Raw genomic sequence first — 15,323 nt, forward strand, 5'->3', positions numbered from 1 at the left:
CCCTCCCGACGCCGGTCAGGCGGTGACCTTCCGCGCCTTCTCCAGGTCGTCGGCGAGAGCGTTGATCACGCGGGCCTGCTGCACGTAGTCCATGGAGCCGAAGTACCAGGGGTAGAGCTGGTCGGCCTGCGCGGCCGGGGTGGGGGCGAAGGTGGGCTGGGCCTTGAGCCCCGCGGCGTCCAGGGCGTCGATGGGGCTGTAGAGGACCACGTCGGGGGTGTACTTGCTGGCGTTCTCCCAGGAGGCCGTCTCCCAGTAGTAGTCGCTGGTGGTCAGCGGGAGGAACGTCACGCCCAGCGACTCGTAGAAGGCCAGGCCGGGGTCGTCGGAGGCCTTCGCCCAGTACATGCCGTCCGTGGGAGTGGCGTACAGCGCTCCCACGACGAGCCCCTTGGAGGCTGTGGCGCGCACCCGGTCGCAGGCTGCCTCCCAGTCGGCCTTGGCCTTCTCGACCTCGGCGGAGCCGGGGTCGGCGCCCAGGGACGCGGCGAGCTCGCCGTTGCGGGCCACGACCTGGTCGGCGGTGCCCTTCTGGGCGATCGCGACGATGGGAGCGATCTTCGCCGCGCTGTCCTGCTGGGCCTGGTCGGCGAAGGAGAACAGCTGCTCGCCCAGCTTCCCGGAGGAGTCGCTGGGGTAGCCGGTCACCACGAGCAGCTCGGGGCCCAGGGCGGCGAGCGCCTCGAGGTCGATCTCGCCGTAGGTGGTGCCGAGCACGGTCACCTCCGAGGTGTCGCGGTCGGCGAAGTTCGCGTCCTGGTCGAGCTTGTAGCGGTGCCAGATGCCCGCGGGCACGATGCCGAAGCCCCACAGGGCGCTCATGGCGTCGGCGTAGCCGGCGATGCGGGTGGGGACGGCGTCCAGGGTGGTGGTCTGGCCGCGGTCGTCGGTGAAGGACCACGGTCCCGACGGCGCCGCCGAGGCCCCGTCCGAGCCCGCGGAGGCGCCCGCGCCGGGACCGGTCGAGCTCGAGCCGCACGCGGCCAGCAGGGCCGCCAGGCCACCGGCGCCGGCCGCGAGGACGGCGCGGCGGGAGGTGCCGACGCCTTCGGCCGGCAGGTGCGCGCCGAGCAGCGAGGCGAGGTGAGGGGTCGGGCGGGTCATCGAGGAGCTCCAGAGGTCACGGGGGTTGACGGGTGGGAGTGCTGAGGCCCGGTGGGCGGCGCGGTGGACGACGCGGTGGACGGCGCGGGTCGGGTCTCCTGGACCACGGACAGCACAGGCCCCTGGCCGGGCTCGCCGGGCTGGCTGGGCTGGCTGGGCTGCTCGTCGTCGTGCGCCTGCGGGGCCGCGGTGGCGTGGCGTCCGGCGAGGGGGACGATGAGCGGCCCCCCGGCGACGGGGTCCTCCAGCACGCGGGCCCGCACGGAGAAGACCTGCTCGAGGAGCTCCTCGGTGAAGACCTCGGCCGGGGTGCCCGCGGCCACGACGGCGCCCTCCTTCACCGCGACCACGTGGTCGGCGTAGCGGGCGGTGAGGTTGAGGTCGTGGAGGACGGCGACGGCGGTCCGCCCGCCAGAGCCCTCGGCCCCTTCGCCACCCTCGGCGCCGCCGGCACCGGAGGGGTGGACCAGCTCGTGGACGAGGTCGAGGACCTCCAGCTGGTGGTTGAGGTCGAGGTAGGTGGTGGGCTCGTCGAGCAGCAGCAGGTCGGTCTCCTGCGCCAGCGCCAGCGCGATCCAGGCGCGCTGGCGCTGGCCGCCGGACAGCTCGTCGACCACCCGGTCGGCCAGGTCGAGCATGCCCACGCGGCCCAGGGCGCGGGCCACGGCGTCCTCGTCGGCGGCCGAGGCGGTGGAGAACCAGCGCTGGTGGGGGTGGCGGCCGCGGGCCACCAGGTCGCGCACGGTGAGGCCCTCGGGGGCGGTCGGGCTCTGCGGCAGCAGGGCCAGCTGCTGGGCGACGGCCCGGGTGGGCATCGAGTCGATGGCGCGCCCGTCGAGCAGCACGCGGCCGGCGGTGGGGCGCATCAGGCGGCCCAGCGCCCGCAGGACCGTGGACTTGCCGCAGCCGTTGGGGCCGACGACGACGGTCAGCGCTCCGTCGGGGACGGCGAGGTCCAGGCCACCGCCACCGCCGACGACGACGCGCTCGCCGTAGGCCAGGCGGATCCGCTCCGCGCGCAGGCGGCTGGTCGGGCCGGGGGTGCTCCCGGGGCTGGTGGAGGCGGTCATCACACGGTCCTCTCTCGGGCTCGTCGCACGAGCAGCCAGATCAGGTAGGGGGCGCCGACGATCGAGGTGATGACCCCGACGGGGACCTCGCCCGGCAGGGTGAAGAGCAGCTCGATCCCGAGGCTGGTGCGCCCGATGCAGTCACCGAGCACCACGAGCACGGCTCCCAGGACGGCGCTGGCCAGCACCGGCGGGCGTCCGCGGGCGGCTGGTCCGGCCAGGCGCAGCGCCACCTGCGGCACGAGCAGCGCCACGAACCCGACGGGTCCGCAGGCCACGACGGCGGCGGCTGCGGCGGCCACGGAGACCAGCAGCACCGCCAGCTGGCTGCGCTGCAGCGGCACGCCGAGGGCGCGGGCGGAGTCGTCACCGAGCACGAGGGCGTCGAGGCGGTGGCCGAGGACGAGCGCCACGGGCAGCAGGACCGCGAGGGCGACGCCCGCCTGGGCGACCTGCTCGTAGCCGCGCCCGGACAGCGAGCCGGACAGGTAGCGCACGGCCTCAGCGGCCCACTCCAGGCGAGCGCCGATGAGCATCCAGGAGACCAGCCCCTGCAGCGCGGCGGCCACACCGATGCCGATGAGCACCAGCCGTGTGCCCTGCACGCCGTGGCGCCAGGCCAGCAGGTAGATGAGCACCGCGGTGCCCAGGGCCCCGGCCCCGGCGGCCGCGGGCACCCCGACGGCCTGGAGCGGGCCGGCCGCGGCCGGCAGCGCGGTGGCGGCGAGGATCACCGCCAGGGCTCCGACGGCGGCGCCGCGGTCGACGCCGAGGATGTCGGGACTGGCCAGGGGGTTGCGGGCGAAGGCCTGCAGCAGGGCTCCGGACAGGCCCAGCAGGGCGCCGACCCCGACGGCGGTGGCCGTGCGCGGCAGGCGCAGCTCGGTGACGATGAAGCGCGCCCCGCCCTGGCCGCCGCCGCTCAGGACGCCGAGCACGTCTCCCAGGCCCAGCTGGCCCGAGCCGCGGGACAGGTCGACGGCCACGACGAGCAGCAGGACGAGCAGGGAGGCGACGACCAGCGCCACCGAGCGCAGCCGCAGCCGCACCGAGACCGGCCCGGCGCGCAGCACGCGGGTGCCGGGGGCGGGCGGCAGCGGCCGCGGCAGTGGACGTGCGGCAGCGGCGGCGCTCACCGAGCCGCCCACCATGCCGTTCACAGGGCTGTTCACAGGGTTGTTCACAGGGCCGCCAGCTTCCGGCGGCGCACGAGGACGACGAAGGCGGGACCGCCGACCACCGCGAGCACCACCCCTACGGGGATCTCGGCGGGCACCGCCACCAGGCGGCCCAGGACGTCGGCGAAGAGCACCAGCACGGCGCCCACGAGCGCTGAGACGGGCAGCAGCCAGCGGTGGACGGGCCCCACCAGCGCCCGGGCCACGTGGGGCACCACGAGCCCGACGAAGGCGACCGGCCCGCAGGCCGCGGTGGCGGCCCCGACCAGCGCGACGACGGCGAGGACGCCCAGCAGCCGGGCCGGGCCCAGGCGCACGCCGGCGCCGCGGGCGACGTCGTCGCCCAGGGCCAGCAGGTCCAGGCTGCGGGCGCCGAGCAGGGCGAGCACCAGGCCGAGCGCGACCACCGGCGCCGCGATCGCCACCACGGGAGCGGAGCTGACCAGGGACCCGACCGCCCAGAAGCGGAAGGCCTGCAGCGCGGTGGCGTCGCCGAGGATGACGGCCTGGACCAGCGCGCCCAGCAGGGCGGTGACCGCGGCGCCGGCCAGCACCAGGGTCAGCGGGTCGCGCAGGCCGCGCCCGCTCCCCCCGCCGGCTCCGGCGATGCCGAGGACGACGAGGGCGCCGGCGGCGGCGCCGACCAGGGCCGCGGTGACGGTGGCCACGGGCGGCAGGACGCCGTCGGCACCGAGGAGGACCGCCGCCAGGACCACCGCCAGGCCAGCCCCCTGGGTGACGCCGAGCAGACCGGGGTCGGCCAGGGGGTTGCGGGTGTGGCCCTGCATGAGCGCGCCGGCGACGCCCAGGGCTGCGCCGGCCAGCAGTCCCAGGGCCGTGCGGGGCACGCGCAGCTGCCAGACGATGACGGCGACCTCGCCGTCGGCTCCGGCCGCGCCCGCCGCGCCGGGACCCTGCGACAGCACCTGGGTGACCGTCGACAGCGGCAGGGCGCGCGATCCGAGCGCCAGGCTGGCGGCGGCGCCGGCCACGGCGAGGACGAGCAGGAGGAGCACCGCGGTGAGCCGTCGGCTGCGCCGCTGGCCCGGCTGTCGGTCGGCCCGAGGAGGCGCCGGCGGCGCGGAGGGGCCGGCGCCCGCTGCGCCGGGGCGCGCGGAGGCGGCGGTCGCGATCACAGGGGTGAGGTTAGCCTGCCCTCACCTCAGAGGGAAACCACCCCCGTCATCGTCCTCGTGGCCCAGGGAGGACGACGACGGGGGTGCGGGCTCGCGAGCGGGGTGGGCTCAGGTCGTCGTGATCTCCACGACCAGGTCGCCGCCCTCGACCTGCTGCACCTTCCCGATGGCCAGGCGCCGGACGGTGCCGGCGACGGGGGTGGTGATGGAGGCCTCCATCTTCATGGCCTCGATGGTGGCGACCGTCTGGCCGGCCTCGACGGCATCGCCCTCGCCGACCACGAGCGTGACCACCCCGGCGAAGGGCGAGGCGACGTGGCCGGGTCGGGAGGGGTCGGCCTTCTCGGCCGAGGCGACGGAGACCTCCAGGGTCCGGTCGCGCACGGCCACCGGGCGCAGCTGGCCGTTGAGGACCGTCATGACGGTGCGCAGGGCCCGCTCATCGGCCTCGCCGACGGCCTCGAGGCCGGCGATGAGGGAGACGCCGCGCCCCAGGGCGATGACGGACTCCTCCCCACGGCGCAGGCCGTAGAGGTAGTCGCGGGTGTCGAGCACCGAGACGTCGCCGTAGGCCTCCCGCACCCGGGCCAGCTCAGCGGACGGGCCGGGGAAGAGCAGGCGGTTGAGCAGGTCGCGGCGCGAGGCGCTGGTGCCGCGCTCGCCCAGGTCGGGCGGCGCCGCGAGCGCGGTGGCGTCGTCGGGGGCGAGGGCGGTCTCGGCGGGGGTGGTGCGGGTGGCGCGGCCCGCGAGCGCCTTGGTGCGGAAGGGCTCGGGCCAGCCGCCGGGCGGGTCGCCGAGCTCTCCGGACAGGAAGCCGATGACGGAGTCGGGGACGTCGAAGCGCTGGGGGTCGGCGGCGAAGTCCTCGGGGTCGGCGCCGACGGCGACGAGGTGGAGGGCGAGGTCTCCGACGACCTTGGAGGAGGGGGTGACCTTGATGAGGTGGCCGAGGATGCGGTCGGCGGCGTGGTACGTCGCTTCGACCTGTTCGAACTTCTCGCCGACGCCGAGGGCGATGGCCTGCTGGCGGAGGTTGGAGAGCTGGCCGCCGGGGATCTCGTGGTCGTAGACGCGTCCGGTGGGGGCGCCGATGCCGGACTCGAAGGGGGCGTAGAGGCGGCGGACGGCTTCCCAGTAGGGCTCGAGGTCCATGACGGCGCGCAGGTCGAGGCCGGTGTCGCGGTCGGTGTGGCGCAGGGCGGCGACCAGGGCGGAGGCGGGGGGCTGGCTGGTGGTGCCGGCCATGGGGGCGGAGGCGGCGTCGACGGCGTCCACGCCCGCCTCGACGGCCGCGAGGAGGGTGGCGAGCTGGCCGCCGGCGGTGTCGTGGGTGTGCAGGTGGACGGGGAGGTCGAAGCGCTGTCGGAGCGCGGAGATGAGCTTCTTCGCGGCGGGTGGGCGCAGGAGGCCGGCCATGTCCTTGACGGCGAGGACGTGGGCGCCGGCGTCGACGATCTGCTCGGCCAGGCGCAGGTAGTAGTCGAGGGTGTACAGGTGTTCGGACGGGTCGGACAGGTCGGAGGTGTAGCAGAGGGTGCCTTCGGCGACGGCGGTGCCGGTCTCGAGGACGGCGTCGATGGCGGGGCGGATCTGGGTGATGTCGTTGAGGGCGTCGAAGATGCGGAAGACGTCGACACCGGTGGCGGTCGCCTCGGCGACGAACGCCCTGGTCACCGCCTCGGGGTAGGGGGTGTAGCCGACGGTGTTGCGTCCGCGCAGCAGCATCTGCAGGGCGAGGTTGGGCATGGCCTCGCGCAGGGCGGCCAGGCGGTCCCAGGGGTCTTCGCCGAGGAAGCGCAGGGCGACGTCGTAGGTGGCCCCTCCCCAGCACTCCACGGAGAGCAGGTCGGGGAGGGTGCGGGCCAGGTGGGGGGCGGCGGCGACCAGGTCGCGGGTGCGCACGCGGGTGGCGAGCAGGCTCTGGTGGGCGTCGCGGAAGGTGGTGTCGGTGACGGCCACGGGCACCTGGGCGCGCAGCTGGGCGGCCCAGGCGGCCGGGCCGAGGGCGAGCAGGCGCTGGCGGGAGCCGTCCGGGGCGGGCGCTTCGAGGTCGACGCGGGCGGGTAGCTTCGCGGCCGGGGCCAGGGAGGTGGGGGCCTCTCCGTGCGGGCGGTGGACCGTGACGTCGGCCAGGTAGGTCATGAGCTTGGTGCCGCGGTCGGCGGGGGTGCGGGCCCGCAGCAGCTCGGGGCGCTCCTCGATGAAGGAGGTGGCCACGTCACCGGCGATGAAGGCCGGGTCGTCCAGGACCGCCTGGAGGAAGGGGATGTTGGTGCTGACCCCGCGCACGCGGAACTCCGCGAGCGCGCGGCGCTGGCGGCGCACGGCGGTGGGGAAGTCGCGGCCGCGGCAGGTGACCTTGACGAGCATGGAGTCGAAGTGGGCGCTGATCTCGACGCCGGTGTCGATGGTGCCGCCGTCGAGGCGGACGCCGGCGCCGGCGGCGGAGCGGTAGGCGGTGATGGTGCCGGTGTCGGGCCGGAAGCCGTTGGCGGGGTCCTCGGTGGTGACGCGGCACTGCAGGGCGGCGCCGCGCAGGACGATGCGGTCCTGGGACAGGCCGAGGTCGGCGAAGGTCTCCCCCGCGGCGATGCGCATCTGGGACTGGACGAGGTCGACGTCGGTGACCTCCTCGGTGACGGTGTGCTCCACCTGGATGCGGGGGTTCATCTCGATGAAGACGTGCTGGCCGGCGCGCTCGCCGGCGGTCTCGACGAGGAACTCCACGGTGCCGGCGTTGACGTAGCCGATGGAGCGGGCGAAGGCGAGGGCGTCGCGGGTGAGGGCGTCGCGCAGGGCCGGGTCGAGGTTCGGGGCGGGGGCGATCTCGATGACCTTCTGGTGGCGCCGCTGCAGGGAGCAGTCGCGTTCGAACAGGTGGACGAACCCGTCGTCGGTGGAGCCCTCGCTCCCCTGCTCGTGGGTGCCGGCGGTGCCGTCGGACAGCACCTGCACCTCGATGTGGCGCGGGCGCAGCACCGCCTGCTCCAGGAACACCGTCGGGTCCCCGAAGGCGCCCTCGGCCTCGCGCATGGCCGTCGCGAGGGCCTCCGCGAGCGCGGCGGGGTCGTCCACGCGGCGCATGCCGCGTCCGCCGCCGCCGGCGACGGCCTTGACGAAGATCGGGAACCCGATGTCGCCGGCTGCGGCCACCAGCTCGTCCACGTCGGACGAGGGCGCTGAGGAGCGCAGCACGGGGATGCCGGCCTCGCGGGCGCGTCCCAGGGCGCGGACCTTGTTGCCCGCCAGCTCCAGCACCCCTGGCGGCGGGCCGACGAAGGCGATGCCGGCGTCGGCGCAGGCCTGGGCCAGGCGGGGGTTCTCCGAGAGGAACCCGTAGCCGGGGTAGACCGCGTCGGCGCCGGACTCCCTGGCGACGCGGACGATCTCCTCGACGTCGAGGTAGGCGCGCACGGGGTGGCCGCGCTCGCCGATCTGGTAGGCCTCGTCGGCCTTGATGCGGTGCACCGCCCCGCGGTCCTCGTAGGGGTAGACCGCCACGGTGCGGGCTCCCAGCTCCACGGCGGCGCGGAAGGCGCGGACCGCGATCTCCCCGCGGTTGGCGACCAGGACCTTGCGGAACACGGGACCTCCAGGAGGACGGCGCAGCACGCGACGGCCCCGGCGGTGCACCTGCGGTCGTGCAGGAGGTGCAGCCACGGGGCAGCGCCGCCGGGCGTCCCGCGACCGTAGCGGGGGCCGATCAGGCAGCGCACCCCTAGGTTCGGCGCATGGCACGAACCATCGCGACCACCACCCGCGTCGACCTGGGCGGGCTGCTCGACTTCGCGCGCACCCGCCACGACGGCGTCCTGACCACGTTCCGCCGCGACGGGTCCCTGCAGTCCTCTCCGGTCACCTGCGGCGTCGCCGGCACCGGGGAGCAGGCCCGCTTCGTGGTGTCCACCTACCCCGACCGCGCGAAGGCGGTGAACCTGCGCCGCGACCCGCGCGCCTCCCTGGTGGTGCTCTCCCCCGGGTTCGGCAACGACTGGGTCCAGGTGGACGGCACCGCGCAGGTCGTCGACGGCGAGGACGCCGTGGAGCCGCTGGTGGAGTACTTCCGCTGCATCTCCGGGGAGCACCCCGACTGGGACGAGTACCGCCAGGCCATGCGCGACCAGGGCAAGTCGCTGATCAGCATCACCCCCACCCGCTGGGGCCCGGTCGCCACCGGCGGGTTCCCCGCCCGGCTGGCCTGAGCAGCCGACCCGGGCTGAGCCGCCACGGCGCGCGCTCGGCGCACCTCGGGTCGGGCCAGGTCAGATCACGCCAGGTCACGCCAGGTCGGGCCAGGTGTGCACGGGCTCCCCGCCGTCCTGGTGGTCCGCGTAGCGCTCCACCACCCCCGCGAGCGCGGTGCGCCGGTCGGCGCCGCGCTCCTCCAGGGCCGCCAGTGCGCGGGCCTGCCACTGGGCTCCGGTGCGTCCGGTGGTGGCGCGCTCCTGCGCGACCTGCAGGTACCTGTCGACCTCGGCGGCGGCGACCCCGGCGGCGGCCAGGCCGTCCGCCGCCAGGGGCAGCACCTGGTCCAGCAGGAGCCGGCGGGCCTCGGCCATCCCGAGCCCGGGCCACGGCAGCCGGGCCCGCAGGCCCTCGCGGGCGCCGGCGTGCAGGCCGGCGACCACCGCGCTGTGCGGCAGCAGGAGCGCGGGGTCGGGTCCGCTGGTGCGCAGGGCGTGCACGGCCCCCAGCCAGACCGCGGCGTCGGCGACGGCGTCCAGCACCGTGGGGGCGGCGGGCAGGACGCGGTTCTCGATGCGCAGGTGCGCCCGCTCGGGGCGGTCGGCTGCGCCGCCGCTCGGGGCGACGTCGTACACGGGACGGTTCCAGCGCCACACCGTCCCTCCCTGCAGGCACAGCTCGGGCAGGCGCGGCGCACGACCGGCGGCCAGCTCGGCGGCCGGGTCCTCGGTCCAGGTCTGGGGCAGCAGCGGCGGGAAGTCGCGGACGTTCTCGGCGAACAGGTCCCACGCCGCGAGCGCCCCGCGGCCGGCGTCGAGCCAGTCGCTGCCGCTGAACACCCTCGGGGGCGCGCCGGCGGCGGCCAGCTCGGGGGGACGGGTGTCGACGGCCTGGGTGAACACCGGCACCCGCGACTCCTCCCAGCACCGCGCGCCGAACGCGAACGGGCTGTTCGCCCCGAGCGCGAGCTGCGGCCCCATGAGCAGCTGGGCGGCGTTCCAGCTGGCCGCGAACTGCTCGGGGGCCACCTTGAGGTGCACCTGGGTGCTGGTGCAGGCCCCCTCGGCGGCCAGGGTGTCCAGCAGCAGCGAGAGCCGCTGCCCGCCGGGGGTGCCCGGCGCCGCCTCGACGTCGAGGGCGAGGTCCTCTCCTCGGGCCTCCAGCACCGCCTCCTGCAGCGCCCGGTACCGCGCCGAGGGGGTCATCCAGTCCCCACGGGTGTGCTCGGGCAGCAGGGTGGGCAGCAGGCCCGTCATGAGCAGGCGGCCACCGACCTCCCCGGCGCGGGCGTGGGCGGCGTCGAGGCGGCTGCGCAGCCCCCGCTCCAGCGCCGCCAGGCCGCGGCCCTCCAGCGCTCCGGGCGGCAGGTTGACCTCCAGGGTGTGGGCGCTGATCTCCGGCCCCCACAGCTTCCCGTCGGAGCCCCCCGACCCTCCTGGGCCCCCTGAGGCTCCGGGTCCGGAGGCGGCGGCGATGCGCTGCAGCACGGCGTCGTTGGCGCGCAGCGGGGCGCTGCTGGCGGGGTCGACGAGCACCAGCTCCAGCTCGACACCCACCCGCGGCGCGTCGTCCTCGAAGCGGGCGCGGCCGCGGGCGTGCTCGGTGAGCATCCCCTCCAGCGCACCCAGGCACAGCGCGAGGCGCTCCCGGTGCGCGCGGCGCCGCTCGCGTCCCAGCGCCGCGGCGTCGACCTCCTGCCCCACCGCCCCCACCTCCTCGTGCACCCACCTGCCAGACGGACACCTGCTCCGAGCGGGTGACCTCCTGCCGGCCCGCACCGCGCTGCGCTGCGGGCGCCTGCGGTGCGTGACCCGCCGGACGGGCTGTCGGTGGGGCCGCCTAGCGTCCCAGGGGTGCGGATCCTCCACACCTCCGACTGGCACCTGGGGCGCAGCTTCCACCGGGTCGGCATGCTCGAGCACCAGGCGTCGGCCCTCGACGCGCTGGTCGAGGTGGTGCGCTCCGAGCGGGTCGACGCCGTCGTCGTCGCCGGTGACGTCTACGACCGGGCGCTGCCAGCGGTCGACGCGGTGGAGGTCCTCGACGACGCCCTGCACCGCCTGCTCGGGGCCGGAGCGCAGGTGCTGCTCACCAGCGGCAACCACGACTCGCCCGCCCGCCTCGGCTTCGGCGGGCGTGCCCTGGAGCGCGCCGGGCTGCACCTGCGCACCCGCGTGGCCGACGCCGCCCGCCCGGTGGAGCTGTCCGACGCCCACGGGCCGGTGGCCCTGTACGGCATCCCCTACCTCGAGCCGGGGCTGGTCGCGGGCCCCCTGGGCGTGGCGCGCAGCCACGCCGCGGTGCTCGGGGAGGTCGCAGGCCGGGTCCGGGCTGACCTCGCCGCCCGCCGCGCCGGGGACGGTGCCCGGGGGCGCACCCGAGCGGTGCTGGCGGCGCACGCCTTCGTCGTCGGTGGCGAGGCCAGCGGTGACGAGCGCGACATCACCGTCGGCGGGGTCGGGTCGGTGCCCGCCGGCGTGCTCCTGGGCGGCCCAGGACAAGAGCCAGGACCAGAGCAGGACGACGACGCGGGCCCGGGCACCTGCCCCGGGACCTCGCTGGACTACCTGGCCCTGGGGCACCTGCACGGACGGCAGGTCGTCGCCGAGCACGTGCGCTACTCCGGGTCGCCCCTGGCGTACGCCTTCTCCGAGGCCGGGCGCACCAAGGGCCACTGGCTCCTCGAGCTCGGCGCGGCCGGGGTGGAGCGGGTCGACGCCGTGGACGTGACCCCACCGCGACCGCTGGCGCTGCTGCGCGGGTCCCTGGACGAGCTCCTGAGCGCCCCCGAGCACGAGCACGCGCGGCAGGCGTGGTGCCAGGTGGTCCTCACCGACCCCGAGCGGCCCCGCGAACCCATGGCTGCGCTGCGCACCCGCTTCCCGCACGTGCTCGTCCTGTCCTGGGAGCCCGAGCGCGCCGACAGCGACCGTCGCCCGCAGGGCTACGCCGAGCGCGTCGCGGGCCTGGACGAGGAGTCGCTGTGCTGCTCCTTCGTCGACCACGTGCGCGGACGCGCCGCCGACCCGGCCGAGCGAGCACTGCTGCGCGCCGCCCTGGAGGCCACCCGCCCCGAGCTGGTCGAGGCCGACCACCGCCCTGACAGCTCAGCACGCCCAGAGCTGGTCGACGAGCCCGCCGAGGTCGACCTCCGCGAGCGCCACCTCGGCGCCGCAGGTCGCTCGCGCGCCGCCGAGGCGGCCAGCGCGTGAGGCTGCACCGCCTGTCGGTGACGGCCTTCGGTCCCTTCGCCGGCTCCGAGCGCGTCGACTTCGACGCCCTGTCCGCCGACGGCCTGTTCCTGCTGCACGGACGCACCGGGGCCGGCAAGACCAGCGTCCTGGACGCGGTCTGCTTCGCCCTGTACGGCGCTGTGCCCGGTGCCCGCGCCGGCGGCGCACCGGACCTGCGCTCCCACCACGCGCCACCCGAGGTCGCTCCCGTGGTCGAGCTGGAGCTGACCGCCGGTGGCCGCCGGCTGCGGGTGGAGCGCTCCCCGGCGTGGACCCGGCCCAAGCGCCGCGGGACGGGCACCACCACCGAGCAGGCCCGCACCCTGCTCGCCGAGTGGGCGCCCGCAGCACCGGACGCCGGGGCCGACGGCTGGCGGCCGCTGTCCTCGCGCAACGACGAGGCCTCCCAGGTCCTCACCGACGCCCTCGGCATGGGGCTGGCGCAGTTCGCCACCGTCGTCCTGCTCCCGCAGGGGGAGTTCGCCACCTTCCTGCGCTCCGGCGTCGCGGAGCGGCGTGCCCTGCTGCAGCGGTTGTTCTCCACGGACAGGTACGAGCGCGCCGAGCGGTGGCTGGCCGCCGAGCGCGCCCGCACCGGCGCGGCCCACGAGGCCGCGGCAGCGCGGCTGGCCGCTCTGGCCGAGCGCGCCGAGCACGTCGGGGCCGAGTGGGCGCCCACCGCTGCGGTCCCCGGCGCCCCACGGCCCACCTCCAGCACCGACGCCGACGCCGACGCGGGTGACGACCCCGGCCAGGACGACGACCAGAACGGCGACCAGAACCGCGACCCGGACGGCGGAACAGCGGGCCAGGCGCTGGGAGCGGGCTCGGCTCCGGCGCCCGCCGGCCCGCCGGCCCCGGCCGAGGTCCTCGAGCGCGTGCGCGCGCTGGCGGAGGCCACCCGGCAGGCAGCCCTGAGCACCGAGACCGACCGGGTGACCACCGGCGCCGCCGCCCGCACCGCAGCGGCCCGCGAGCACTCCCTGCGCGAGGCGGCGGAGCGCGCCCGACGTGCGGCGCAGGTGCGCCACCAGCAGCGCCAGCTCGCGCTGGCCGAACCCGTGGTCGCGCACCAGCGCGCGGAGCTGGAGGCCGCGATGGCGGCCCAGGCCCTCGACGGGCACCTGCGGGTCCTGGCCGCGGCCACCGGCGCCGCCACCGAGGCCGAGCGCCGCGCCGCGGCGGCCGCGGCGGCGCTGTCTGCGGTGGCCGGGACCGAGGTCGACGCCGGGGCCGGGACGCCGCCGTCAGCGCCGTCAGCGCCATCTGCTGCTGACCGGAAGGACCGCTCCGAGGAGCTGCGCGTGCGCGCAGCCCGGCACCGCCAGGAGCAGGGGCGCCTGGCCGAGCTCGTCGAGCTGGAAGCGGAGACGGCCCAGCGCGAGCGCCAGGCCCGGCAGGTGGCCGCCGAGCACGACGCCCTCGCCCAGGAGCAGGCGCGGCTGCGCGAGCGCCTCTCCGCGGCAGCCGGGCAGCGCGCGGACCTCGAGGCGCGCGTCGAGGCCGTCACCGAGGAGGCGACCGGCGTCGAGGAGGCGGCCGCAGCGCTCGGGCGCGCTCAGGAGGTCCTGGGGCACGCCAGGACGGCAGAGCAGCTGGCCGGGCGCTGCGAGCGGGCCCGGCACGACGCCGCGGCAGCTGACCGGGCGGCTCTGGACGCGCGAGGCCGCTGGCTCGACGCCCGCCAGGCCCGCTGGGAGGGCGTCGCCGCCGAGCTCGCCGCCAGGCTCCAGCCCGGTGACGCGTGCCCGGTCTGCGGCTCCTGCGAGCACCCGGCCCCAGCCGGCCGCGCTGCGGCTCGCGCGACGGGCCAGGCAGCAGACCCCGCAGCAGACCCCGCAGCAGACCCCGCAGCGCAGGAGGGTCCGAGCGACCGTGTCGATGAGGGAGGAGACACCGCGGAACCGCCGCCAGCGCACCTCCCGGCGGCCGCCGCGGAGGCGGAGGAGGCCGCTCAGGCGGCCTGCGAGCGCGCCGAGGCCGACGCCCGCGCCGCCGGGCAGCGGCTGTCCGCCCTCGAGCGTGACAGCGCCAGCGCCGCCGGCCTCTCCGGCGGAGCGGACGTCGCGACGGCCACAGTCCACCTCCAGCACGCGCAGCTGACCGCCGCCCGCACCAGGGCCGCGCGGGAGGCGCTGGTCTCACTGCGCGCCCAGCTGGGTGCGGTGCAGGCAGCGCAGGCCACCGACGCAGCTGCGCTGGAGGAGGTCTCCACCGCCCTGGTGCGCCTCACCGAGCGCGCCGACCAGCTGGCCACCTCCCTGGGCGCCGACCGCGCCCGCCTGGCAGCTGCCGGCGGCGAGGAGGGCCTGGCCGCCCGCAGCGCCCGGCTGGCGGCGCTGGCGCAGGCCGCTGAGGCCCTCGCTGCTGCCGGCGAGGCGGAGGCCGCTGCCCGGGCCGCGGCCCTCGAGGCCGAGGGCGCCGCCCAGGAGGCCGCGTCCGCAGCGGGCTTCCCCGACCTGGCCGGCGCTCGCGCCGCACAGCGCTCCGCGGCCCACCGCGGCGAGCTGCAGGGAGCTGTCGCCGCCCACGAGCGGGCGGTCGCGGCCCTGGCGGCACAGCTCGCCGAGCTGGCGCGCCCTCACGAGGGCGACGGCGACGCCGGCGCGGCGGTGACGGACGGCGCCCTCATGAGCGCCGCTGGTGGAGGCCGTGCCGGCGGAGGCGGGCCGGTCGACGACGTCGACGCGGCGCTGGCCTCGCTCGCCGGAGCCACCCAGCAGCGCGCCGCCGCCGAGGCGGCCGCGGAGGGGGCCGTGCGCGCCGCCGAGCGCGCCAGCACGGCCGCGGCAGCACTCGAGCGCCTGGAGGCCGAGACCACCGCGGCGTGCGCGGCGCTGGAGCCCCTGGCCCGTCACGCCGAGCTCACCGGAGACCTCGCACGCTGCGCCGAGGGCACCGGCGGCGGCAACGCCCGTCGGATGAAGCTGTCCACCTACGTGCTGGCCGCGCGGCTGGAGCAGGTGGCCGCCGCGGCCAGCGAGCGGCTGGAGGTCATGAGCGACGGCCGCTACCGGCTGGTGCACACCGACGCCCTCGAACGCCGCGGCGCCGGCTCCGGGCTGGGACTGCGCGTGCTGGACGCGTGGACGGGCGTCGAGCGCGACGTCGCCACCCTGTCCGGCGGTGAGACGTTCATGGCCTCCCTGGCCCTGGCCCTGGGCCTGGCCGACGTCGTCCGGGCCGAGGGCGGTGGCACCCCCGTGGAGACCCTCTTCGTGGACGAGGGCTTCGGCACCCTCGACCCGGAGTCCCTCGAGGAGGTCATGGGCGTCCTGGAGCAGCTGCGCGCCGGAGGCCGCGCCGTGGGACTGGTCAGCCACGTGCCCGAGCTGCGCACCCGCGTACCAGCGCGCCTGGAGGTGCAGCGCACCGCCACCGGGTCACGACTGGCCACCGTGCTCGCCTGAGCGCCCC

Annotated in this window: 9 protein-coding genes; 3 read left to right on the forward strand and 6 right to left on the reverse strand. The window is 76.9% G+C overall.

The features are described from left to right. Positions 1 to 15: 15 nt before the first annotated feature. The 5 genes from FMM08_RS07890 to FMM08_RS07910 all read right to left on the reverse strand — a co-directional run bounded on the left by FMM08_RS07890 (position 16) and on the right by FMM08_RS07910 (position 8,073). On the reverse strand, positions 16 to 1,104 hold the full coding sequence (locus FMM08_RS07890) for an ABC transporter substrate-binding protein (protein WP_147925799.1): 1,089 nt from the start codon (positions 1,102 to 1,104) through the stop codon (positions 16 to 18). After that, positions 1,101 to 2,174: an ABC transporter ATP-binding protein gene (locus FMM08_RS07895; RefSeq protein WP_147925800.1), complete on the reverse strand. Its 1,074-nt coding sequence runs from the start codon at positions 2,172 to 2,174 to the stop codon at positions 1,101 to 1,103. Before FMM08_RS07895 ends, FMM08_RS07890 begins: the two co-directional genes overlap by 4 nt. Then, complete coding sequence (locus FMM08_RS07900) at positions 2,174 to 3,346, reverse strand: FecCD family ABC transporter permease (RefSeq protein WP_222710541.1); 1,173 nt, start codon at positions 3,344 to 3,346, stop codon at positions 2,174 to 2,176. Before FMM08_RS07900 ends, FMM08_RS07895 begins: the two co-directional genes overlap by 1 nt. Positions 3,347 to 3,354: 8 nt before the next feature. Then, the gene (locus tag FMM08_RS07905) at positions 3,355 to 4,488 is read right to left on the reverse strand and encodes a FecCD family ABC transporter permease (protein WP_255472165.1); all 1,134 of its coding nucleotides are present in this window, start codon (positions 4,486 to 4,488) and stop codon (positions 3,355 to 3,357) included. Positions 4,489 to 4,596: 108 nt separating this feature from the next. Next, positions 4,597 to 8,073: a pyruvate carboxylase gene (locus FMM08_RS07910; RefSeq protein ID WP_147925801.1), complete on the reverse strand. Its 3,477-nt coding sequence runs from the start codon at positions 8,071 to 8,073 to the stop codon at positions 4,597 to 4,599. Positions 8,074 to 8,219: 146 nt separating this feature from the next. On the opposite strand from FMM08_RS07910, the gene FMM08_RS07915 reads away from it, so the two are divergent. After that, on the forward strand, positions 8,220 to 8,690 hold the full coding sequence (locus tag FMM08_RS07915) for a PPOX class F420-dependent oxidoreductase (RefSeq protein WP_147925802.1): 471 nt from the start codon (positions 8,220 to 8,222) through the stop codon (positions 8,688 to 8,690). 75 nt (positions 8,691 to 8,765) lie between these two features. Here FMM08_RS07915 and FMM08_RS07920 read toward each other — a convergent pair whose 3' ends face one another. Continuing rightward, on the reverse strand, positions 8,766 to 10,376 hold the full coding sequence (locus FMM08_RS07920) for a glutamate-cysteine ligase family protein (RefSeq protein ID WP_147925803.1): 1,611 nt from the start codon (positions 10,374 to 10,376) through the stop codon (positions 8,766 to 8,768). Positions 10,377 to 10,526: 150 nt separating this feature from the next. Here FMM08_RS07920 and FMM08_RS07925 point away from each other — a divergent pair, with 150 nt between their 5' ends. Together FMM08_RS07925 and FMM08_RS07930 are read left to right on the forward strand one after the other, a co-directional pair. After that, positions 10,527 to 11,885 carry an exonuclease SbcCD subunit D gene (locus FMM08_RS07925; protein WP_147925804.1) on the forward strand — a complete coding sequence of 453 codons (1,359 nt, stop codon included), beginning with the start codon at positions 10,527 to 10,529 and terminating at the stop codon, positions 11,883 to 11,885. After that, positions 11,882 to 15,316 carry an AAA family ATPase gene (locus FMM08_RS07930; protein WP_147925805.1) on the forward strand — a complete coding sequence of 1,145 codons (3,435 nt, stop codon included), beginning with the start codon at positions 11,882 to 11,884 and terminating at the stop codon, positions 15,314 to 15,316. Before FMM08_RS07925 ends, FMM08_RS07930 begins: the two co-directional genes overlap by 4 nt. The last annotated feature ends 7 nt before the right edge of the window (positions 15,317 to 15,323 follow it).

Origin of the sequence: Quadrisphaera setariae (assembly GCF_008041935.1) — a bacterium.
In the GTDB taxonomy this organism is placed as follows: domain Bacteria; phylum Actinomycetota; class Actinomycetes; order Actinomycetales; family Quadrisphaeraceae; genus Quadrisphaera; species Quadrisphaera setariae.

Bases quoted from the DNA above. Each gene is read 5' to 3' on its own strand.
- FMM08_RS07890 (WP_147925799.1), bottom strand. From the start codon at position 1,104: ATGACCCGCCCGACCCCTCACCTCGCCTCGCTGCTCGGCGCGCACCTG.
- FMM08_RS07895 (WP_147925800.1), bottom strand. From the start codon at position 2,174: ATGACCGCCTCCACCAGCCCCGGGAGCACCCCCGGCCCGACCAGCCGC.
- FMM08_RS07915 (WP_147925802.1), top strand. From the start codon at position 8,220: ATGGCACGAACCATCGCGACCACCACCCGCGTCGACCTGGGCGGGCTG.